Here is a 21,683-nt window from a genome sequence, read left to right on the forward strand (position 1 = left end):
GCGTGCAATACCATTGACTGGACTTTTCCGGTATCCGCAAAAGTGTATCAAAGTTTGTCACCCCGGCGCAAAAGCTGCAGGGATCGTCATGACGGCAAACGGCCGTTTTAAATGCAAAAATGGTCATGACGACAAGCCGATTGGTGCGCTCACTGCCATCGCTGCGGGACGTCTTTACCGCGTGACCGACACTGCAGCTGCGGCCGATGTGTAGCAAAATGTCCCGTCCCGGGCGCCTGCGATATTTTGCGACAACTCTCCACGCCGGCCGGCACAACTGTGCGACAAACCCCACTTAGGCTGTCCGTGTCGTTGTTTGAAACCTTCAACCAGCAAAGCGAGGCCGTCATGAACCGATATCTGATCGCAGCCATTGCCACAATCAGCATTGCCCTGTCAGCGGGAGGTGCATTTGCCTGTCAGAAGCTTAACTCTGCCGGGACCCAGACCAAGCCCATTCCCGACACGCAGCAATCATCGCCATCCGACACGAGCCAGAACTCGGGCTAGCGGGCTCGTTCCAGACGCTCTCACTATGAGCCTTGTACTGGCGGGGTTGCCCCGGCAGTACCCCCTCGATCATTGGAAGCTCCAAGGAGACAAGCAATGGAAAAACAGTCGCGCAAACAGGGCCCGACACGCCGAACAATATTGGAATCCGGTGCAGCGATGGGTTTCGTCCTCACCGCGGGATTTCCTGCGATGGGTCGTCACATGGCTGTCGCCGCAAACGCGCCCATAGATACCGGGATGACAGCCGCTAACGCTATCGAGATCACTTTGAACATCAATTCGCGCAACTATTCCCTTGGCCTCGATCCGCGAACGACACTGCTGGATGCGCTGCGCAATCATCTCGGTTTAACGGGCGCCAAGAAAGGCTGTGATCATGGACAGTGCGGAGCATGCACCGTTTTGGTGAACGGCCGGCGGATCAACGCCTGCCTGTCGCTCGCGGCGATGCACGAAGGCGACACCATCATGACGATCGAAGGATTGGCCGCCGGCGAAAAGCTTCATCCGGTACAGGCTGCCTTTGTCGCGCATGACGGCTTTCAATGCGGATACTGTACCCCGGGTCAAATCTGCTCCGCCGTCGGGATGCTGCAGGAAGCCAAAGACGGCTGGCCGAGCCACGCCAGCCAAAACCTTAACGCCACGACCATCGCTTTAACCGATGCTGAAATTCGCGAACGCATGAGCGGCAATATCTGCCGTTGTTCAGCATACCCCAACATCGTCGCCGCGATCCGCGATGCGGCCACTGAGGTTTGAGACATGAAGCCTTTTACCTATCAAAGGGCATTGGATGCGGGCGATGCCCTTGCAGGTGTCGCTGCCGGCCGGAACGCCAAATTTATCAGTGGCGGCACAAATTTGCTCGACCTCATGAAGCTGGAAATCGAGCAACCGGCGCATCTGGTGGATATCAACAGGCTACCTTTGGACCGCATTGAGGACACGGGGCAGGGCGGACTGCGTATCGGTGCACAGGTGCGTAACAGTACACTCGCCGCCGACCCGCGGATAAGGTCGGGCTACCAGGTTCTGGCACAAGCCCTGCTCTCGGGGGCTTCTGGGCAAATCCGCAACAAGGCGTCCACAGGTGGCAACCTGCTGCAACGGACACGCTGCTATTACTTTTATGATCGAAACATGCCTTGCAACAAGCGCGAGCCGGGTTCTGGCTGCGCCGCCCTTGGGGGTTTCAATCGCATGCATGCCATACTCGGATCCAGCAATGCCTGTATTGCTGTCCATCCTTCCGACATGGCGGTCGCCATGTCGGTTTTGGATGCGACCGTCGAGACGACGGACATCGATGGCACGGCAAGACAAATTCATATCGGCGATCTGCATCGATTGCCGGGCTCCACTCCCCATATTGAAACCGACCTCAGATACGGCGAGATGATTACGGCGGTCGTTCTGCCGCCGGCCAAGCAAGGCAGACAGCTCTATCGCAAGGTTCGCGACCGCGCATCCTACGCTTTCGCACTGGTCTCTGTTGCGGCGGTTGTCGATATGGCGGGGGATACAATCGCAGCGGCGCGGTTTGCTCTTGGCGGCGTTGCAGCCAAGCCTTGGCGCTCCCCCGAGGCGGAAGCATTTTTGCAAGGCAAGAAACCTTCCGCACAGGTGTTCGAAAAAGCCGCAGATGCTGCCCTGGCCAATGCATTGGGTCGCGGCGGAAACGACTTTAAAATCCCCTTGGCAAAGCGGACGATACAACAGGTGCTCGCTGCTGTGTCGCAACGCGGATGAGGAAAATCATGACCAATTCAACACCAGCGTTTGCGGACGGCGGAAAAACCCATATTGGCCAGCCGATGGATCGTGTTGATGGCGCAAGCAAGGTCACGGGCCGCGCCATTTACGCTTATGAGCATCAAGCTGAAGGTCATATTGCCTATGGTTATATTCTCGGGGCCGGCATCGCGCGTGGCCGTATCGCTGCGATAGACACGGCATATGCCGAAAAAGTGCCGGGCGTCTTGCACATCATGACCCACAAGAATGCCCCGACACAGCCGGCGTTTGGTCCGGCCGTCACACCAACGGTGCGTGACGTCTTTACACGTGCGCGTCCCATGCTCTCAACCGACGAAATTCGCTACTTTGACGAACCTGTCGCGTTGGTCGTTGCCGAAACGTTTGAGACGGCACGGGGGGCGGCGGGATTGATCTCAGTTGAGTATGCAAGCGAGCAGGGCGCATATGATCTGCGCGGGCACCTTGCCAGCGCCTATGCGCCGCAGCGCACCAATGCCGGGTTTGAAACAGACTCGCTTGTCGGGGACTTTGAAGCGGCATTCGCTGCCAGCCCCGTCAAAGTCGATGCAATCTATACGACACCGTACGCACATCACAATCCAATGGAACCGCACGCCACGCTGGCGGTCTGGTCCGGCGATGCGGTGACGATTTATACCAGTGCGCAGACGCTGGCGAATTTCCGCGCAGGCATGGCAAGCACTTTGCAAATTCCGGCCGAAAAGGTGCGTATTGTAAGTCCGTTTGTCGGGGGCGGCTTCGGTTCCAAATTAATCGTGCATCCTGACACTGTGCTGGCAGCGCTGGCGGCGAGGGAATTGCAGCGCCCGGTCAAGATTGCCCTGACGCGACAACAGATGTTTGCCAATGCGGGCCACCGGGCAAAGATGATCCAATCAGTGCGCCTAAGCGCCGACCGTGAAGGCCGATTGACAGGTATTGCGCACGATGTGTGTTCGGCCACATCACGTTTTGAGGAATTCTGCGAACAGACGGCTGTATTCGGACGATCCCTCTATGCTGCCCCCAATCGGATGACGCGTCATCGTCTGGTGAAGGTGGACACAAACCGCGGTGAGTGGATGCGCTCGCCGGGTGAAGCGCCGGGCATGCTGGCATTTGAATGCGCGATGGACGAATTGGCGGCTCAGATCGGCATGGATCCAATTGAACTGCGCATACGCAATGAACCCGCCATCGACCCTGAGCGCAACATTCCTTTCTCCACGCGCAATCTCGTCGAGTGCATGCAGGAGGGCGCACGGCGATTTGGCTGGGAGAAAAGACAAGCCAGGCCGGGGAGCGTTCGGGAGGGGCGCACGCTTGTCGGTCTTGGCATGGCGGCAGCCATCCGGCCCAATTATATTGGCGCATCTGAGGCCAGAGTAAGAATAGACGGGAGGGGAAAGGTCACGGTCCAGCTTGATATGACCGATATAGGCACGGGGACCTATACGATCCTCGCGCAGATCGCGGCCAGCAGTCTTGGCCTTCCGGTAGCGGCAATCGACGTTCAACTGGGTGACAGCAATTTCCCGCGCACCGCCGGATCTGGCGGGTCTTGGGGGGCGGCCAGTGCCGGGTCTGCAGTCCATAATGCCTGCGAGTCATTGAAGCAGAAAATAGTGGCATCTGCACGCGAGGCAGTCGCATCACCATTTTATGGCCTGAGCAACAATCGCATCGACTTCGTGAATGCTGCTATCAGGGCAGGCGGTCGGTCGGTGCGCCTTGCGGATCTCATGGCCCTTGTAGCGCCGCACGGATTGGATGCGCAAGGCGCGGTCGAGGCGGCGGGTGATAACTATCGCAACTATTCCCAGCATTCCTACGGCGCGCATTTCGTCGAGGTCGCTGTGGATATGGATACCGCAGAAACGCGAATACGCCGCATGTTGAGCGTTATAGGTGCAGGGCGAATTCTCAATCCCAAGACGGCACGCTCCCAAATCATCGGAGGCATGATTTGGGGCATAGGTGCCGCGCTCATGGAAGAAAGTGTTCTCGATGCCCGGCACGGTCACTTCCTCAATCACGACCTTGCCGAGTATCATGTCCCCGTGAGTGCCGATGTGCCGGACTTGAACGTCATATTCCTGGGGGAAGCTGATCCCAACGCCAATGTGCTTGGCAGCAAGGGCATCGGAGAATTGGGTGTTTGCGGCGCCGGTGCAGCCATTGCCAACGCGATTTTCAACGCCACAGGCGCGCGTATCCGCGCGTTTCCGGTCACATTGGACAAAATTTTGCCCGCTCTGCCGGTGCACGCGTCGTTAGCAGACGGGAGCTGATCCATGCGTCGCAATATTGAGTGTGAGCCTGAATACCTCCGCGATCGGATCGAAGAGACAAACAATCTTGGGAGACGGTATCTGGTCAGCATCGCGCTCCTTGCCGTTTTGATTGCGACGATCGAAGGAGGGTTTCGCGTGTCTGATCTATCGGCAGAACCCCAATCAGTTTTACCCCTTGCGGTAAGACAGGCCTCGTTGGAGCAGCCGGCCCACGCGCTTTGCGCCATTCTATACCCCGCAATGCATGCATCCGAACGACGTCCACAGATATGAATCAATGCCAAGCCGGGGTGACTTTGGTTTCGGCATGAACTTGATGTGACTTCCTGTATAATACAGGGCCTGTGCGAGCAGATGACCTTGATCCTCATCGGTCTGATCAGCCTGTCTTGGGCTGGAGCCTCATACTGATTTGTGACGCGAGGGATTGCGGAGATTATTGCCGTAAGGAGGACGCATGCGAATTGGGCGGCGGATGTTTCTCGAAGGTGCGTTGATCGCGGGTGCAGGCGTTATATCCCCGTCGCTGACAACGGCACAGCCAAGTAAGCCGCTAGCACGGCAAATTCCCTCGTCCCGTGAGGCAATTGCAGCTGTCGGCCTCGGGAGCTGGATCACTTTCAATGTCGGCGATGATACCGCCTTGATGGACGAATGCGCGCAGGTGATGGCGGCTTTCTTTGCAGCAGGCGGACACATGATCGATTGCTCACCGATGTATGGCTCATCGCAACCGGTGATCGGATACGGCCTTGAAAAGCTGGGCCATCCCAAATCGCTGTTTTCGGCAGACAAGGTGTGGACCTCGTCCGGCGCGAGCGGCCCTGAACAGATCGAACGGTCACGTCGCTACTGGGGTGTACCGCGATTTGACCTTGTCCAGGTCCATAATCTTCTTAGCTGGGAGGCGCATCTGAAAACCCTGATTGACATGAGGACGGCTGGGCAAGTGCGCTATATCGGGGTCACGACGTCTGATGGGCGACGCCATGATCTTTTGGAACAAATCATGCGCACACAGCCGCTCGATTTTGTGCAGCTCAGCTACAATGTTGTTGACCGCGAGCCGGAGCAGCGGCTGCTTCCGCTCGCTGCGGAACGCGGCATAGCCGTGATCGTCAATCGGCCGTTCCAGCAGGGAAGGCTCATCCGCCGATTGGCGCGTGACGACGTGCCCGAATGGGCAGCGGAAATTGGCGCTTCCACCTGGGCGCAGTTCATTTTGAAGTACATTGTCTCGCACCCGGCTGTCACTGTCGCCATTCCGGCAACAACCAGCGTCGATCATGTGCGCGAGAATGTTGATGCTGCCAGGGGCGTTATGCCGGACCCAGCCATGCGCACAAGGATGGTGTCCTACGTGCAGGATCTTTGATGGCGCAATGGTGGAGTTACCGGCCAGCTGACCTGCTTCTCTTTTCGCCGCGCGTCTATTGGCGCATGTTCGAACTGCAAAATGCTCAGATGTGGCCCTTGGCGCTTCTGACGTTAAGCGCCGGTTTCGCGATGGTCTTTTTGGTCATCTGGCGGCCAAAGGACCATGGTCGATGGATTGCAATCATCCTTGCTCTTCTGTGGGCCATTGTTGGATATTCGTTTGTCTGGAATCGCTATGCGACCATCAATTGGGCAATGGCCTACGTCGCTCCGATGTTTGCACTTCAGTCCATCTTGCTGCTGATCGTCGGCATTGCCTCCGATGGACTTGTCTTTACGCAACGCGGCTTTGCAGGCTGGAGCGGTTTGGTGCTCATAGCCAGCGCGCTCCTGCTCTATCCCGTGCTCCCCGTCTTTTCGGGAACGCCGTGGAGGCAGATGCAGCTTTTCGGTATGGCCCCCGATCCAACGGCGATAGGAACGCTGGGATTGTTGGTTCTCGCACGCGGTCGGTATCTTGCGCTCCTTTTTCCCATTCCAGTTCTTTGGTGTTTCATAACCGGCTTGACACTATCGGCTATGGGATCAGGACAGGCATGGCTGGCTCTAGCAGCGGTTGCCGTCGTCCTGACCACCGGTGTTCGGCTTGCATTATTGCGACGCAGTCCACCCAATACAGGATAACTGCAAGGCGCCTGCGCGGGATGTCTGCGCCGTCAGGATCGCCGTGATCGCGCCGGGAAAAACCTGTTGACCTTTGCCGGCCATTTCTTGAAGTTTGAATCGCTAGTCCAACGGAGATCAATCCATGAAAGCTCTTGCCTCGCGGTTTGTCGCCGCGCTCGCCGCCGCCCTGACTGTGGCACTGTTGGCCGCTCCGGCGACGGCGCAGAACGCTGACGCCGAAAACCAGCTTGATGCGGTCGTCAAGACCGGCAAGCTGCGCGTGTGTACCACCGGCGACTACAAGCCCTTCACCTTTCACGACAAGACTGCAAACAACTACCAGGGTATCGATATCGATCTGGCGCAATCTCTGGCAAGGTCACTCGGGGTAGAGGCACAATTCGTGGAGACGACCTGGAAGACGCTGCTGCCCGATTTTACCGCCGGCAAATGTGACATTGCGATGGGCGGCATTTCGGTGACTTTGGAACGCCAGAAACAGGTGTTCTTTAGCGAGCCTTACCTGATTAACGGCAAGGCGCCCATCGCGCGCTGCGCGGACAAGACGAAGTTCCAGACGATCGCTGACATCGACAAGCCGGATGTGACCGTGATCGTTAATCCCGGCGGGACCAACGAGAAATTCGTGCGTGAAAAACTCAGCGACGCGAAAATCGAAATCTACCCGGACAACGTCACGATCTTCCAGCAAATCCTCGATGGCAAGGCCGACATTATGATCGCAGAATCGGTAGAAACCGAACTCCAGCAGAAGCTTCATCCCGGCCTTTGCGCGATCAATCCCGACAAGCCGCTCCAATATGGCGAAATGGGTTATATGCTGCCTAAGGGGGCCGTGGTCTTCAAGGCATATGTCGATCAATGGGTGCATCTTGCCAAGGCGACGGGTGAGTTCGACCGCATCTACGACGCGCACGTCAAGTAGCGCCGTTTTATCAAACGATCCAATGGCAGTGCCGCAGTGGCCGCCGATAGTCCCTCATACTGCAACGTGAAGGCCTGATAAAGGCAGCGATGAGAGAAACCGCGGTGCGACAGGGGGGTGCCCGCATCTGCTCAACTGAGGGGCAAAGACGTGTGCGCAGAGCTTTACAAAGAAACACCAGCCCGCAGGGAGAATGAGCTGGTGTTAGCTGGCCGATGTGCAAAAAGCAGGTCGGCTGGGAAGCAGGAGGATGACAAAGTATTTCAGAAAGCCAGCATCCCTGTAAACCCATGCGGCGTGATATACTTGGTTATTGCACAGATATTACCCCCAGGCGCGCTTCGGCTGTGCCAAGTGACGGTGTTTTTTTCAATCCAGTTTAAAGTTGTCCCGTTCGTTGAACGACGTTCATTGATTGACCACGCAGGGAATGTTTCGCTGACCCGATCGCCTGACGGGGTGAAAGGTTCATATCATGCCGGAGCCGTGCATGCGCCGCCTGCTGACAGAGCGTCGCGTTGCGGCCGAGCGCGGACGCCTCATGCGGCCGTGACGCCGGTTGGATCCAGCGGGGCCGGCATTATTCATGGCTTCGTGCCCGGGGATTGGTTCCGGAAGGCCGCCTCTCCGGCATCCGACACCTCGACCCACTTCTTGTCGGGCGCTGCGTCTGCGACGTAACTGTCGTGCCAGTTCCACCACTTGTAGGTCGGAGTCTGAGGATAGCCCTCGGGCGAGTCCTCCCAGACCTCCTGCCGGCCCAACGGCGTGATATCGAGATAGTTCCAGGTACTGCCCATCTGCTCATCGCCGCGGTTGTTAATGAAGTAGGTGCGGAACACGCGTTCCCCATCACGGTAGAACACGTTCGTGCCGTGCCACTCGTCCACGCCGAAGTCGGCGTCGAAACGGTCGGTGAGGGTGAACCACGGCATCTTCCAACCCATCCGCGCCTTCAGCCGCGCGATGTCCGCCTGGGGGGCACGCGAAACGAAGACGAGAGTGGTGTCGCGGGCGTTCAGGTGGGCGACATGGGCGACCTGATCGGCCACCATGGAGCAGCCCCGGCAAGCCTGGTCGGGCCAGCCGAACACTCCCGGTTCGAAGAAAGCGCGGTAGACGATCAACTGCCGCCGCCCATCGAACAAATCGCGCAGGCTGGCTTTGCCCGCGGGCCCCTCGAACGCATATGCCGTCTCCACGGCCATCCACGGCATTCGCCGCCGCTCGGCAGCCAGCGCGTCACGGGCGCGGGTCTGGGCCTTTTCCTTCACGAGCAGCTGCTCGCGCGCCCTCTCCCACACTTGCGATGAAACGACCGGTGGTGTGTGCATGGCAGGCTGTGCGCCTTTTTTTCCGTTCTCGGCTGATGTCGTCATGGCTTTTTACACCTCCTGATTTGAGCAGGTTCTGCGTCCTCGTGGCGATTGCCGCCGCTACGCATCGCTGGCTGTTGATCGTGCGATAGTTTGGCACTGGAAATCGAATGGTGGGAGTAACAAGTGTGGCGGTATTTAAATGGCGTAGCTGGCGAGCTCCGCCTCGCGCACGCTCAAAGCAGGTGGTCCCTCGGCGCCTTGACAGCTGGCGCTGCACGGCAGAACCCCACGCTCGCGCTTTGAGGCGCCGGGGTCCCGGCAACGCGTGTTTCCGCAACGCGATTTGATGCGGTCAACGTCCAAGTTGGGCACAAACGAGTCCGGCCTGAGGACGAGCGAACTGCCGCTTAAGGTCGAGCAACGCACCTCATCTCATGTCTCGCTGCCAGCAGGCCCTTGTTGTGCCGCTGTCTGCGTCGTCGATGTCGTCTGCATCCGTGCGAAAACCTGGATCCGTCCGCGTGTCAGAGTGCGTCATGACACGTCTGCAGCGGGCGATCCGCGTATCGCGGCAGCTTGACCTTTGACCGCGATCACGATCGCCCCAACCATCAGAAATGCCGCCACTGCAAACGTGATCCGCATTCCTTTGGCAACCGCCTCGGCATGCGCTGTTGTGATGTCGATCGTCGCCGACCCGAGCGCAAACACAGCGCCCATGACAGATGCACCGGTGATGAGCCCGAGATTGCGCGACAGGTTGAGCATACCGGAAATGACGCCCTTCTGGTCCGGATTGATATCCGTCATGATGGCGGTGTTGTTGGCTGTCTGGAACAGCGCATAACCACAGGTGATGACGACAATGGGCGCGATATAGCCGGCGACGACGCCGGGCATCGCCGGCAACAAGGATAGCGCCAAGCAACCGACGGCAATGGCGGTAAGCCCAACGATGGTCATCCGCTCGGTGCCAAAGCGGTCTGCAATGCGACCGGCCGGCATGCCGGCCAGCGCGGCGACAAGCGGACCGACCGACAGCACGATGCCAACCAGGACCCCGTTGAGGCCGAGACCACGGGAGAGATAGAACGGGCCGACCACCAGCGTCGCCATCATGACCGTCGAGACGAGCGTGCTCATGGCAAGGCCCGCACTTAGGCGTGGATCGAAAAACATCGTCAACCGGATCAAAGGCGATGCTGCTCTCATCTCGATGCGCACAAAAAGGCCGACGCCGAACACGGCGGCCAGCAACAGAGCTGTATTCAGGGGACCAAAACGACCGCGCCCGATTGTCATGGCAAGGGCGTAGGCGGCGAGGGTCAAAGCAAGCAGGAGCGTGCCAGCAATGTCAAAACCGGCCCGACCGGTCTTTGGCGCTTGGGTGTCAATTGGCAAAGTGCGGTAAGCGAGAAGCAACGTAACGATACTCAGCGGCACATTAATGAGGAAGATTGCCCGCCAGCCGGATCCGGCGATCAGAATGCCGCCGAGCGACGGACCGAGCGCCGTGCCAATCGCGGACATCGTTCCAAGCAGCCCCATGGCACTTCCGGTTTTTTCCTTCGCAACCGTCTCACCAACCAAGGCCATGGCGAGCGCCATCATGATGGCCGCGCCGATGCCCTGCACCGCCCGGGCGCCAATCAGCAGCCAGAGCGTCGGGGCAAGGCCGCCGAAGGCGGAAGCCAGAGTGAACAGGAAGATTCCCGCAAGGAGCAGCCGTCTGCGGCCGGCAATGTCCCCGAGCCGCCCGACGCCAACAATCAGGGTGGTGATGGCGAGGAGATAAGCAAGGACGATCCACTGGACTTCCTGGAAGGACGCGTTGAAGGCCTGTGCCAACGTCGGCAAGCCAACATTGGCGATGCTGGTGCCGAGCGAGGACAGCAACATGGAGAGCGAAAGGCTGGCGAGCGCCCACCGGGCCGGAACCCTGGCGCCTGAGGTAACGGCATCCTGCCTTGCGAAAATCATCATGCCTTTCCCGCGCCTTTGATCAGACCGCCGACAATCCGGCACGCATAGGGAATAATGACCAGGATGACTGGCAACGCGATGATCCATGGCGTTCGCCATGCACCGGCCCTGATGCTGAAACAATCGTCAACGGACCGGGCATTGCGCAAAGTGGCGATTGCCGTGATGAGCAAGGACATGAAGCAGGAGGAAACGAAACCGAAAACTGCAGGCGCAAAGCGGGCGGACATGGGCACATGATTCCTTGGTTGCAACTCCCATCTACATAGTCCGTTGCCTCACATGGCGGAATACGCACCATTTGCACTTTATTCGTGCATTTGACGCCACATCGTGAAGCGACTGTGCTAAGGTCGATGGATGTCGACACCCGATCTCAATTTGCTGGTAACCCTTGATGTGCTGCTCGCAGAAGGGAGTGTGGCGCGCGCGGCCAGGCGGTTGCGGCTTAGCCCATCGGCGATGAGCCGATCATTGGCACGGTTGCGTGAGACGACGGGCGATCCGCTATTGGTCAGGGCCGGTCGCGGTCTCGTTCCCACCCCACGAGCCCTCGAACTTTGCGAGCGGGTCAGTCAGCTCGTGCAGGACGCGCAAGCGGTTCTACGCCCTGCCGAGAACCTCAACCTTCGCCAACTCAATCGAACCTTCACGCTGCGGACCAGCGAAGGCTTTGTGGAGAATTTCGGACCGGACCTCATTGCCCGCGTTGGCAAGGAAGCTCCAGGCGTGCGGCTGCGCTTTGTCCAAAAATCCAACAAAGACAGCGCGTCCCTTCGCGACGGGACGGTCGATCTGGAAACTGGTGTTGCGGGAAAGACGACGAGTCCCGAGGTGCGTGCGCAGCCTTTGTTCCGAGACCGCTTCATCGGCGTCGTGCGAAAGGGGCACCCGCTGAGCCAGGGCGAAATCACGCCTTCCCGTTATGCTGCTGGCAGGCACATCAGCGTTTCGCGGCGCGGGCTCGACAATGGGCCCATTGATGAAGCCTTGATTCCTTTCAGACTGGAACGGGAGATCGTCACGATTGTCGGCGGCTTTTCCGCCGCGCTGGCTCTCGCTCGGGCCTGCGACCTGATCGCCAGTGTTCCCGAGCGTCATACTGGAAACCTGCGCTCCGGAATGCATAGTTTTCCCCTTCCGGTCTCAACGCCGCAGGTCATGGTTTCATTGCTCTGGCACCCGCGGCTGGATGCCGATCCTGCCCATCGCTGGCTGCGGGGGTGTGTAAGGGATGCTTGCGCGAACCACCCACCATTCATCCACGCGTAAGAGCTGCCGAAGGCTGCGGTGATTTCGCGAGGATGACCGCGCCATTTCAAGTCGGTCCCAGGCATCTGAAGACTTCGTTATGATACGAGCTTATGTGGTCGACTTGACCCCTGGGCCCCGGACGTGTTGTGGCCACAGGTGCATTCCCTTCTCGATGGTGCTCAGCCGAGCGTTACCGGTGAAGGATCAACTCGATCTCCAACTGCAAGTCAGCTTCAGCCAAAGCAGCACCCCAACGTTTGCGGCCCGACAAAGGATCCAGCTGTCCTTACCGACAGGCTCGTCCGGCGCGTCGGATTGTTCCTGGCCGTTGCACTCCCTGACACCCTTGAGGGCGCGTCGTCCTCGCAGGCTGGGCTGTTTGCTCCGTTGAAGCCGCGCCCATCCAATCTTCACGCTTCCCCTACTCGCATGCGGCTCATCCTGCGCCAAGGCGGTTCGTGGCGTCCAAGAAATGCCGCTTGCGCCCTCAATAGCGCAAGGGAGGCTACGCCGCGGCCGGCTTGTCACGAGCGTCCCTCGTCCAATCGCGCCCTTGCACCATTTGGTCTTCGCGGCGCGGGATCGGATGGCTCCCGAAAAGGGGGAGGCAAGGACAAAAAAGGAGACGAAATGGAAAAGCAAGAGATTGACCGGCTGCGCCAGCAGGTTCTCTGCACAGCCGTATTGGAGGATGCAGCCTTCGCGATCGATCGGCGGGAAAGTACGAGGCGTGCGGTGAAGTATCGCCGCGGCGACAGCGTCATCATTGTCATTCATCAGGGCCGGGGGTGGTTTGACCCTTTGTCAGACAAAAAAGGCGACGTGTTCGCTCTGGCCTCCCACCTTCACGGCTGCGGATTTCCCGAAGCCCTGGAAAAGATCGGCAGGCTTGTGAACGTCCGCAGTGCACAGAATATATGGTGGCCGCCGAGCCCCGCTCCGCGGCGGTTCACTGCGATCGCGGATCGTTGGGAAAGGCGGCGCAAAATCTGCTTATCCTCGCCAAGCTGGCACTATCTCAGTCAGGTTCGCAGCATTCCTGTCAGTGTCCTGGGGGCCGCCATTGATCAGGACGTCGTTCGCGAGGGTCCGCTAGGCAGCATGTGGGCAAGACACGTCGATCGGCAATGGCGCATGACCGGCTGGGAGGAGCGCGGCCCGGATTGGCGGGGGTTTTCGGCCGGAGGGTCCAAGGCTCTGTTTCGCATTGGCAACCAGGGCGCAGGGCGTATATGCGTGACCGAGGCCGCGATCGACGCCATGAGCCTGGCTGCCCTGGAGCGCATGCGACCCGATTCCTTGTACGTCAGCACGGGAGGTGGATGGTCGCCGCGCACCGTCGGCGAGATTGAACATGCCGCGAGCGCAGCTGACATGCATCTTGTCGCCGCCACGGATGCCAATCCGCAAGGAGAAGCGTTCGCCGATCGCATCCGTCAGATCGCGACATCGATGGGTTGCGGGTTCTCGCGGCTGAGACCGCAGGCTGACGATTGGAATGACGTCCTGCGAGAAAGGGCAGGGGGATAAGAACGATTGCTGCTCGCGGGGCCGGCGCGGCAAGGAGGTGATCAAACGCATCAAGAAGGTCGGACGTGGCGGCTATTGCGTCCCGGCAGCGGGAAACCCGGTCGCTCCGCGCCATGAACGCTGCCTGAAAGAAGCTTGCGAGTTCTGGCGAGCCCCGACCTGCGGCCCACGAGAAGCTAACCCGTCCGTGCCTGCAGTTTCTGGCGGATCAACGCAGCCGCCGCCACCGATCGCGTCCGTAGCGCCCGTGAGTTTCTGACGCTTTGTCCCAATGCCTCCGTGGCCGATGAAATCAATTTGGTTGAGAAAAGCGCCACCGCTTCCTGTCGCACACGGCGGCCGGAGGGGGGCACCTTGCTCAAAATATCGTCAGGTCTTGCTTCGCATCGCGATCCGCAATGTATCGTTGACGCGATCTTGCCAGCCGGGACCGTCTTGCTGGAAATACGCGAGGACGTCGCTGTCGATCTTGAGCGAAACGAGTTCCTTGGTGTTGGGTAACGCCGGCCGTTCGAGCGCCGGCGCAGCTACCTTTTTCCCCGGTTTGAACAATGCTTCGGCGGCATCCATTGGATTGAGGGGTCAGCGGCGGGTTTGCCATAAGTTTAACTTTCCATTCGCAAGAACAGCGATGAGGTGTCGGGATCGAAAGGACGCTCCCGCAAGAGTCGGGCGCCCTCTTGGGCCGGTGACACCGATTACTCCGATTCAGCATCGTTCTAATCCCGGAATTGTCCTGGACTTCCCGCAGCCCTTTGTCAGAGGGTTGGAGAAGCTTTCGATTTCCGGTCCGGGCACCATACCCGATTTCGGCGATCCGACAAACAAAGGGGCGTGGGCAGTCTGTTACGGCTCCATTGAGGCGAGCGAGACTGCCCTTGAGCAACCTGCTGCCGACACGCCGCAGGATGACACGCCGAGCACTTCCACAAGGCGGCAGAGCAACGCCAGGCCAACGCCGCGGCCAGTGCTGGCAGCGTCGAACGGCGGCAAGCTTTCTGGAAGTCAGTCATCACCCTGTCCTGCACCAGTAGATGCCTCCTCAGCGAACCTCAAATGTACTCAGCGACGTTTCTTGTGATCGAAAGTCTGTCCTGAGCAAGCTGACGTTCTGAAGCGCATCTCGCGGACATCGTCGTTGAGAGATGGAAGGATAGCGGCCGCTGCTTCGCCCAGGCCTTCGCTGCCGGCCATTGAGTGGCGTGTCGGCAGGCGTATCTGGCGACGGCGCAGGCAGAAAAGACGACGGGACTGCTGTGAATGTCAAGGTCGGTACGGTGCCAGGCCGTCGTGGGGTCCTTGCGCGTGATCGCCGAAAATCCTGCTTGGGCACAGTCATCCGCCCGGCCCGGTTCCTTTGTGTTTGCTGCGGTCTGACATGGGCACGTCCCGGTCAAAGGCCGCTGTCGCGCCGCGTTGCGGCAGGATCACTGCAACCGCGCAAGGCAGGGCCGCGTCTGTCGCAAACCGCTCGGAGAGCGGCTAGCCCGATCCGCAACCCTGCCTCGCCCGATCTTGCAGTGCCCTGACCTTGGGCCGGGCCGCAAGCGCCATGTCGTTGCGACCGCACCCGCGGAACCGGGCCGGACGAACGACCGGTAGCCGCGGGCTTGGCTGAAACATCGCAGATAAGGATCCCATCATGACCGACACTTCCCGCCCTGCCCAAAAGGCTCAACCCGCAAAGTCCCGGCGCGCCACCACCCTCGAAATGGTCAGGCACGCCTGCCCGGACACGGCCCAGGCGCTACGCATCTGCGAAAGCTTCGGTCTTGCTGTCATCGATAGCGACGGCATCCGCGATTTGCATCGTTCGCAACTGATCGACAGTGCCGAAGCGCTGAAGGATGGGCTCGGCGAAAAGGCCATGCAGATCCACATGCAGCGCATCGCCGGGTCTTTCGTCAGTTCCGCCTATGGCGCCGGGCAATTCTACAGCCGCTCGGTGACAGTAGCGCGCGACCTCACCAGCAAACTCTCCAACGACTATCGTGACGAAGATCTGGCAGGCCCGGTCGGTTTTGACAGCCGCGCCCAACGCAAGCGGGAGTTTGCCGCCGGCATGGGGCTGCAGGCCCATTGTCTCAGAATGGCAGCCGAAGGGGTCGTTACCGCCTATGAAAGCATCACCGGCGAAGCCTGGAAACCCTACGAGCGCACGGTTGAACAGCCCGGCTCATCCGTTGACAAAAGGGCCGTCAGCGCCCAGATGGCAGCCTTTGAATAGATCTCATGCAGGGCTTCGGCCCCACTTCTCTTTTCCAGTTGAAACGGTCGGCGCTGCGAGGCGCCGGCTCTTTTGGGTGCTCGCTTGTCGCGTCACGCGGCGCGTCCCGGATTGCGGTCTAGCTTCGGCCGGCGTTATGCCGGCGCAACGGCAAGCCGTCCTCCACTGCGTTTCGGCCCGGATCTCTTCTGCTGGAATCTCGAATGTCGCCACCGGGTGCGCCGTCCGCGGCCTTTGCTCCTTAACCGCCCGTGACGGACCGCGATGGGCGCGGTCGTTAAATCGAGGTGAGGAAAATGAGCCAGGAAAACGGCAAAAGCGGTCAGGAAACGCGCGTTGATATCTACATCCGCATCACCGATCGCATCGTGGCATCGCTGGAGGAAGGCGTTCGTCCCTGGGTCCAGCCATGGGGCGCCGGCCATCTGAATGGACGGATCACCCGGCCCCTTCGGCACAATGGCGAGCCTTATTGCGGCATCAATGTTCTGTTGTTGTGGTCAGAGGCGGTCGTTCGCGGGTACCGATCGCCAACGTGGATGACGTTCCGTCAGGCAGCCGAACTCGATGCGCATGTCCGCAAGGGCGAGACCGGATCGACGGTCGTCTATGCCAGCCGTGTCAAGAAGACCAAGACTATGCAAAACGGTGAGGAAGTGGAGCGCGACATCCCATTCCTCAAGGCCTACACCGTGTTCAATATTGAACAGATCGATGGTTTGCCCGATGAATACCGGCTCATTCCTGCGGAAGATATCAAACCTGGCTTGAATCGTATCGCCAAGGCCGATGCCTTCTTCTCTGCAACGCAATCCCTCATCCGTCACGGCGGTGACAAGGCCTTCTATGCGCCCGAGCCGGATTTCATCCAGATGCCGCCGATCGAAACCTTCCGTGACGTCGAATCCTACTATGCAACCCTGGCCCATGAGAGTGTGCATTGGACCGGCGCAAAACACCGGATCGACCGCGATTTATCGCGTTACGCCAAGGACCAGACGGAGCGCGCCCGCGAAGAGCTCGTGGCCGAACTTGGCGCGGTTTTTCTGTGCGCCGATCTCGGGATCGCGCCCGAGATGGAACCGCGAGAGGATCATGCAAGCTACATTGCGTCCTGGCTCGAGGTATTGAAGAATGATAAACGGTTCATCTTTTCGGCCGCCGCGCATGCCCAGAAAGCGGTCGCATATCTCCACGATCTGCAGCCACAGAAGTTGGTAGCCTTTCGCGCGGTTGTCTAATGGCGGTTGTTCCGTTCGTGCATATTGTGAACTGCACGGCAACCTCAATTTCGGCAGCTCATCGTTCCTTGTGGTTGCGGCATGTTTGGGGCAGGGCATGTGCCGCAATTGCAATTGCCCGCATGCCATACGTATGGGTGCTTTGAATCGGGAGGTCGGCGAATGAATCCCTTCACCTTCTCGGACATGAATCGGGGTTGGGCACGTCCATTGGCCGTTGCCACACCGCTCCTTGAGGCTCATGGGATCGCCTTCTGGGGCAGAAACCCTACGAGACGCAGCCTTGCAGGGTTCCTGAGGTGCGGGCCCGCGCTACGCCCCGATCACTCACCGGATCATCGGCCATGACCCAGCCCGCGCAGTTGCTCCAAGCACCAGTGTTGCTGTCATTCGGGTTCAACCGATTGGTGCGGTGCCGGAGGCCAAGCCTGCCGGGCGAGGGGCAGGATGGCGTATAGCGAATGCCGGCCGAGGCGGCTGCGCGCCGATGGCGGCAATCGTCTATTTCCTTTGGCGTCAGCATAAGGCTCGCCCCCAGCGGCCGCGATGGGGCATGTCTGACCGGAGACCGCCTCGCGGTGCTCGGCTCGATCGTCCTCCCGCAACGGCCGGCCCGTTTTCTTCCCCTGCCGGCTGCGCCGTCATTCCTCGCCAAGCAAGAAAGCCTCGGCCCATGGCCGTCCTTCACGTCGTTGCGGCCTTGTCAGGTGCGGTGCCGATCGTCCCCGGTCTGATCGACTGCCATCGAGGCCACGATGGGCGCGGCCCCGACCAACAGACAAAGGAATACGACAATGGCAACCATCGGTTCTTTCATCCCGTCCGACAACGGCTTTTCCGGCACCATCAAGACCCTCAACCTCAACGTCAAGGCGAAGATCGTCCGGGTCGACCGCACCTCCGACGACGCTCCCGACTTCCGGGTTCTGGCAGGCACTGTCGAGTTCGGCGCCGGCTGGCAGAAACAGGCGCGCGAAAGCGAACGCGACTATATCTCGGTCAAGCTCGACGACCCGAGCTTCCCCGCTCCGATCTACGCGACACTCACCGAAGTGCAGGGCCAGGAAGGCTTGCAGCTTATCTGGTCACGCAACACGCGCCGATAGCCCCAAAGGAAAGGCCCCGCTGCGCAGGCGGGGCTTATCTCCTGTCACTTGTTCAACGTGTCCTTGAGTGCTTTCGCAGGCGCGAAGGTCAGTTTTTTCGCGGCGGCCACTTTGATGCTCGCCCCGGTCGCCGGATTGCGCGCCTCGCGCTCCGGAGTGTCCTTGACCTTGAATTTTCCGAAGCCCGGTATGGACGTCTCATTGCCCGCCGTTGAGGCGGCGGTGATGGCTGCGAAGACGGCTTCAACCACAGCCTTGCCTTGCACCTTGGTCAGTCCATGCTCGCCCGCGATCTTGTCGGCGATTTCGTTCGTTGTTGTCATTTTTGTCCTCCTTGATTTACGGAGAAATCTTTCCAGTCGCGGCAGGTTTTGTCATTGCGAACCTGACGTCACGTTCGTCAATTATTAAGATTTCCACAGCTTCTCACTGTTTTGTAACGCTTGACCGCTTCAGGCGCGCGACCCGAAGAAACAGGCCAATGGGTTTTCGCTCACCTGCGAAAACGTCAATCTTCTCCTGTCCGCGCGCGCCAATACGCCCCCAGCATCGCACCAGCGATGTCTCGCCGAACAGCGTTTGCTGAAGGTACAGCGTATAATAGCGTGCCATGTTCTTGCTAGGGTCAATGCGCTGACAGTAGAGTTGGGGCACAAGCTGGGTCATGGCCAACAGCATCGTCAGCCAATCCATCGATGTCCAACGAGAGTTTTGAATCGATTGGACACGACCGGTTCATATCATTGATGATTGCTCGACACATCACTCCTGCGGCAGGTCCGGCATGTCTCCGTCGTCGATTCGCCAGACCCAGGCGTGTAGGTCGGGTCGGGCGTCGATCATTTCACCCAACACAGATTCGAAGTCGGCACCGGCACTGGGCGGGACGGCATAAAGTGCAACGGGCACGGGCCTGGCCTCGGGTAGCATCGCAATCGCGACAGGCTGGGACAACGATAAATTGAAACGCAGGCCCTTGACGCTCTTGCGCCGCATCTTGGTCAACTTCTCCAGTACGCGTTCTTCATAGACGCTCTCCACCGGAAGCCACTCCCCAGTCACTGTCATTAAGGCGATTTCACTAATCATTGTCAGCCCGGACCCCGTCGAGCCGATCGTCATGATGGCAATCAGATGGGCGGCTTCATTGGCCTGCCACAGCTCCAGCTGAGCGCTGAAGCGCGTTTGCAACGCTTTCCATGATCTTTCGTCAATGAAAAGCCGAAAGCCCGGCATGTGCTTGATGACGACCATGCGACCGCTTCGCGCCTGGCTGAATTCCTTGATCTCGCCAATCAGCAGCATCAGCCTTCTTGGGCCGGGCGCGGGCTGGCGAATATCGGCCAGGGCCACTGCGCGACGTTGCTCGATTGCCGTCTTGTCTTCTGCTCGGAACGGTTCGGGGACGAACAATCGATCAACCAGTGGTTTTCCCCGCACCGTCATGGTCCTTGCGGCTTCGACAAGGTGGCTGCGAACATGCCACCAATGCCGCTTACCGGTCCAAAGCGATGTCCATTCGGTCAGTCCACTCTCATGCCAAAGGTAATGCAAGAGCGCGCGAAGCGAGAGCTCGTGTGCTTCTTTCTTGACCGTTGCCGGACTTAGCGCCCCACTGGTCTCGGCCGAAGTCCGCGACCCGCGCTTCGTCATGGAGAAATCGAGCTTCAAGGCAGCGACCCCGGTCGCACCATCGATCCGGATGGCGCTCCCTATTAGAGGGCCCAACCCTGTCAGTTGATAAGGGGATTCGTAGGACTCGCATTGGGGATCATGTGTGCCGCCGCTGAGTGGCATGCGCTTGACCACAAATTGATCGCCTATGCGGGCGACATACATGGGCACACCAGGGCTCCGGCAAAGGCACAAAGGGCGGAGTTTCGTTTCGTACGCTGCGGTTAGCCGTTCGAGAAGATCGTCCGTCCCTTCTTCATAAATTCCATTTCCAATATGAAACCGTCTCACCACACCTTGCCTCCTTCGACTGGATGAACGGCTTCGACGTTCATGGTGGCACACGAAATCAAATCCCTCTGCTCCGTGCCGGTGGATTTGGTTTCGAGGGGAAAGGCCGTGTAACGTCGTGCGGCGAGCATCGGCACATCTAGACGGAACTCACCGCCTCAAATTGGAGCGCGCGCCGAAAAGGACCTGCCTGACCAAGGTAGAGTCCGGATCGTCGCAAGCAACACCACCCCGATACCGTCAGTAGCCGTTTCCCGACAGGTAGCAATCGAGAGCCGCTTTCACCACTGCGGTCATCTTCACATCGTTTTCCAGCGCCGCGCGCTGCAAGCGGGCCTTCATCTCATAGTCCAGCGCGATATTGATGAAGAATTTGACGTTGCGCTGTTTTGCGCGCTGCAGGTTTTTCAGACTATAACGCACGTCCTCCTGTGCGATCGCGCGTGATTCGGCCGTCTCTCGTCGTTGCACCTCACTCGGCCTCGGCAGCATCGGCATAACATGTGTGTCGGTAGCGGGACGAGACCCAATCGCCCCCGGCATCACTTGCGGTTTCGACTCCGCCCTGCGTGACGCGATGGAGAAATCCTTCAGATCAAGCCGTGCCTTGCTCATGCGGCATCCCCAAAAGTCCTGGATGATCGCCGCTGCTCTATCTCTTCGACAAGGCCCTGAACCTCGGCCCGAGCTTTCCGGACCGGATCCGTCAGGTCCTGCATCTGCAGGGTTCCAAGCCCATTCTGGATCTCACGATAGATGTTGCGCTCGAACAGCTCCGTATCGAGAAGGAGCGTGCGATATTGTGCTGCGACAAGACCGGCGACGAAGGGCCTGATGTAGCGGTAAGCTTCGAGGTTTCGCCCAGGCACCGAGATGCGGGTCCGCACATTGAAGTGAGCGATATTCAAACCAAATTGGTCGTTGATCTCGTTGACCGCAGCGACGGCCTGACCTGCCGCCTCAAGTTCCTTAATCGCCGGCTGGATGGGCGAAATCACCAGGTCGGTGCAATGGATGATCGTCGTCAGCAAGGAGCTGTCAACGCCCGGCGCATCAATAATGACGAGATCGAAAGCGCGGCCGAGGTTGTCGATTGCTTGCTCGATCGACCGCTGCGTTGAAGCGACCGTGACTTCAATATGGTCGGGAACGCTGTTTTTCTCCGCGCACAACCTCCACCAGCCAGACAGATTTTGTCGATTGTCGGCATCGATGAGGAGAACGCGTTCACCGCGCAGCGCATATTCTCCCGCCAGCAGCGTCACCAGCGTGGTCTTTCCCGCTCCGCCCTTGTTGCTTACCGCCGCATAGGTTCGTGTCATGATCGCGTCCGTATGGTGGTGATGACAGGCGCATCATGCCTCGAATTGGCGCAACAATGCAAGCCAAAAATGAATACAACATATTCACATCTGTAACAGGTGGGTTTTTGATGTATGGGCGCGAGCTACAGTGTGGAATATATTCCACACGCCATAAACCCACACTCGAAACACATGCA

Annotated in this window: 22 protein-coding genes and 1 pseudogene; 13 read left to right on the top strand and 10 right to left on the bottom strand. The window is 59.2% G+C overall.

Annotated features, from left to right (window positions below; genetic code table 11):
- Positions 1 to 88 precede the first annotated feature (88 nt).
- The 8 genes from CU103_RS32560 (at position 89) to CU103_RS22780 (ending at position 7,557) form a co-directional block, all read left to right on the top strand.
- Positions 89 to 214: a hypothetical protein gene (locus tag CU103_RS32560; RefSeq protein ID WP_280954620.1), complete on the top strand. Its 126-nt coding sequence runs from the start codon at positions 89 to 91 to the stop codon at positions 212 to 214.
- Between the two features lie 134 nt (positions 215 to 348).
- Positions 349 to 510, top strand: a complete 162-nt coding sequence (locus CU103_RS31555) for a hypothetical protein (RefSeq protein WP_162707156.1) — start codon at positions 349 to 351, stop codon at positions 508 to 510.
- Between the two features lie 96 nt (positions 511 to 606).
- Positions 607 to 1,275 carry a 2Fe-2S iron-sulfur cluster-binding protein gene (locus tag CU103_RS22750; protein WP_106666309.1) on the top strand — a complete coding sequence of 223 codons (669 nt, stop codon included), beginning with the start codon at positions 607 to 609 and terminating at the stop codon, positions 1,273 to 1,275.
- Between the two features lie 3 nt (positions 1,276 to 1,278).
- The gene (locus CU103_RS22755; RefSeq protein WP_106666310.1) at positions 1,279 to 2,265 is read left to right on the top strand and encodes an FAD binding domain-containing protein; all 987 of its coding nucleotides are present in this window, start codon (positions 1,279 to 1,281) and stop codon (positions 2,263 to 2,265) included.
- An 8-nt stretch (positions 2,266 to 2,273) separates the two neighbouring features.
- On the top strand, positions 2,274 to 4,565 hold the full coding sequence (locus CU103_RS22760; protein WP_245448951.1) for a xanthine dehydrogenase family protein molybdopterin-binding subunit: 2,292 nt from the start codon (positions 2,274 to 2,276) through the stop codon (positions 4,563 to 4,565).
- A gap of 460 nt (positions 4,566 to 5,025) precedes the next feature.
- The gene (locus CU103_RS22770) at positions 5,026 to 5,943 is read left to right on the top strand and encodes an aldo/keto reductase (RefSeq protein WP_106666313.1); all 918 of its coding nucleotides are present in this window, start codon (positions 5,026 to 5,028) and stop codon (positions 5,941 to 5,943) included.
- Complete coding sequence (locus tag CU103_RS22775; RefSeq protein WP_106666314.1) at positions 5,943 to 6,629, top strand: DUF6064 family protein; 687 nt, start codon at positions 5,943 to 5,945, stop codon at positions 6,627 to 6,629. The genes CU103_RS22770 and CU103_RS22775 overlap by 1 nt, the downstream gene beginning before the upstream one ends.
- Before the next feature lie 124 nt (positions 6,630 to 6,753).
- Positions 6,754 to 7,557, top strand: coding sequence for a transporter substrate-binding domain-containing protein (locus CU103_RS22780; protein WP_106666315.1), 804 nt, complete (start codon positions 6,754 to 6,756; stop codon positions 7,555 to 7,557).
- 584 nt (positions 7,558 to 8,141) lie between these two features.
- Here the strand turns inward: CU103_RS22780 and CU103_RS22785 are convergent.
- The 3 genes from CU103_RS22785 to CU103_RS22795 all read right to left on the bottom strand — a co-directional run bounded on the left by CU103_RS22785 (position 8,142) and on the right by CU103_RS22795 (position 11,089).
- Positions 8,142 to 8,936, bottom strand: coding sequence for a DUF899 domain-containing protein (locus CU103_RS22785; protein WP_162707157.1), 795 nt, complete (start codon positions 8,934 to 8,936; stop codon positions 8,142 to 8,144).
- A gap of 474 nt (positions 8,937 to 9,410) precedes the next feature.
- A complete protein-coding gene (locus tag CU103_RS22790) occupies positions 9,411 to 10,859 on the bottom strand; it encodes an MFS transporter (protein WP_106666316.1) in 1,449 nt (482 codons plus the stop codon).
- A complete protein-coding gene (locus CU103_RS22795) occupies positions 10,856 to 11,089 on the bottom strand; it encodes a DUF2798 domain-containing protein (RefSeq protein WP_106666317.1) in 234 nt (77 codons plus the stop codon). The genes CU103_RS22790 and CU103_RS22795 overlap by 4 nt, the downstream gene beginning before the upstream one ends.
- Before the next feature lie 130 nt (positions 11,090 to 11,219).
- On the opposite strand from CU103_RS22795, the gene CU103_RS22800 reads away from it, so the two are divergent.
- Together CU103_RS22800 and CU103_RS22805 are read left to right on the top strand one after the other, a co-directional pair.
- On the top strand, positions 11,220 to 12,131 hold the full coding sequence (locus CU103_RS22800) for a LysR family transcriptional regulator (protein WP_106666318.1): 912 nt from the start codon (positions 11,220 to 11,222) through the stop codon (positions 12,129 to 12,131).
- A gap of 612 nt (positions 12,132 to 12,743) precedes the next feature.
- Complete coding sequence (locus CU103_RS22805) at positions 12,744 to 13,643, top strand: DUF3991 and toprim domain-containing protein (RefSeq protein WP_106666319.1); 900 nt, start codon at positions 12,744 to 12,746, stop codon at positions 13,641 to 13,643.
- Between the two features lie 369 nt (positions 13,644 to 14,012).
- Here the strand turns inward: CU103_RS22805 and CU103_RS22810 are convergent.
- Positions 14,013 to 14,244 (bottom strand): annotated as a pseudogene (locus CU103_RS22810) (BrnA antitoxin family protein).
- 1,041 nt (positions 14,245 to 15,285) lie between these two features.
- Between CU103_RS22810 and CU103_RS22820 the strand changes: the two are divergent.
- Together CU103_RS22820 and CU103_RS22825 are read left to right on the top strand one after the other, a co-directional pair.
- On the top strand, positions 15,286 to 15,870 hold the full coding sequence (locus CU103_RS22820; RefSeq protein WP_106666321.1) for a hypothetical protein: 585 nt from the start codon (positions 15,286 to 15,288) through the stop codon (positions 15,868 to 15,870).
- A 296-nt stretch (positions 15,871 to 16,166) separates the two neighbouring features.
- Complete coding sequence (locus tag CU103_RS22825) at positions 16,167 to 17,111, top strand: ArdC family protein (protein ID WP_106666322.1); 945 nt, start codon at positions 16,167 to 16,169, stop codon at positions 17,109 to 17,111.
- Positions 17,112 to 17,379: 268 nt separating this feature from the next.
- On the opposite strand, the gene CU103_RS22830 is transcribed toward CU103_RS22825, so the two are convergent.
- Complete coding sequence (locus tag CU103_RS22830) at positions 17,380 to 17,634, bottom strand: hypothetical protein (RefSeq protein WP_106666323.1); 255 nt, start codon at positions 17,632 to 17,634, stop codon at positions 17,380 to 17,382.
- Between the two features lie 271 nt (positions 17,635 to 17,905).
- On the opposite strand from CU103_RS22830, the gene CU103_RS22835 reads away from it, so the two are divergent.
- Positions 17,906 to 18,217 (top strand): DUF736 domain-containing protein, encoded by a 312-nt coding sequence (locus CU103_RS22835; RefSeq protein ID WP_106666324.1) that lies wholly within the window; start codon positions 17,906 to 17,908, stop codon positions 18,215 to 18,217.
- Between the two features lie 44 nt (positions 18,218 to 18,261).
- Here CU103_RS22835 and CU103_RS22840 read toward each other — a convergent pair whose 3' ends face one another.
- From CU103_RS22840 to CU103_RS22860, 5 genes are all read right to left on the bottom strand, one after another.
- Positions 18,262 to 18,576 (bottom strand): HU family DNA-binding protein, encoded by a 315-nt coding sequence (locus CU103_RS22840; protein ID WP_280954621.1) that lies wholly within the window; start codon positions 18,574 to 18,576, stop codon positions 18,262 to 18,264.
- 67 nt (positions 18,577 to 18,643) lie between these two features.
- Positions 18,644 to 18,910 (bottom strand): WGR domain-containing protein, encoded by a 267-nt coding sequence (locus CU103_RS22845; protein ID WP_245448952.1) that lies wholly within the window; start codon positions 18,908 to 18,910, stop codon positions 18,644 to 18,646.
- Between the two features lie 69 nt (positions 18,911 to 18,979).
- Positions 18,980 to 20,182: a DUF1173 domain-containing protein gene (locus CU103_RS22850; protein ID WP_106666349.1), complete on the bottom strand. Its 1,203-nt coding sequence runs from the start codon at positions 20,180 to 20,182 to the stop codon at positions 18,980 to 18,982.
- A gap of 240 nt (positions 20,183 to 20,422) precedes the next feature.
- A complete protein-coding gene (locus CU103_RS32220) occupies positions 20,423 to 20,797 on the bottom strand; it encodes a hypothetical protein (protein ID WP_106666326.1) in 375 nt (124 codons plus the stop codon).
- Positions 20,794 to 21,504 (bottom strand): ParA family protein, encoded by a 711-nt coding sequence (locus CU103_RS22860; protein ID WP_106666327.1) that lies wholly within the window; start codon positions 21,502 to 21,504, stop codon positions 20,794 to 20,796. The genes CU103_RS32220 and CU103_RS22860 overlap by 4 nt, the downstream gene beginning before the upstream one ends.
- Positions 21,505 to 21,683: the final 179 nt, after the last annotated feature.

It is taken from the genome of Phyllobacterium sophorae (genome assembly GCF_003010965.1).
GTDB classification, from domain to species: Bacteria; Pseudomonadota; Alphaproteobacteria; order Rhizobiales; family Rhizobiaceae; genus Phyllobacterium; species Phyllobacterium sophorae.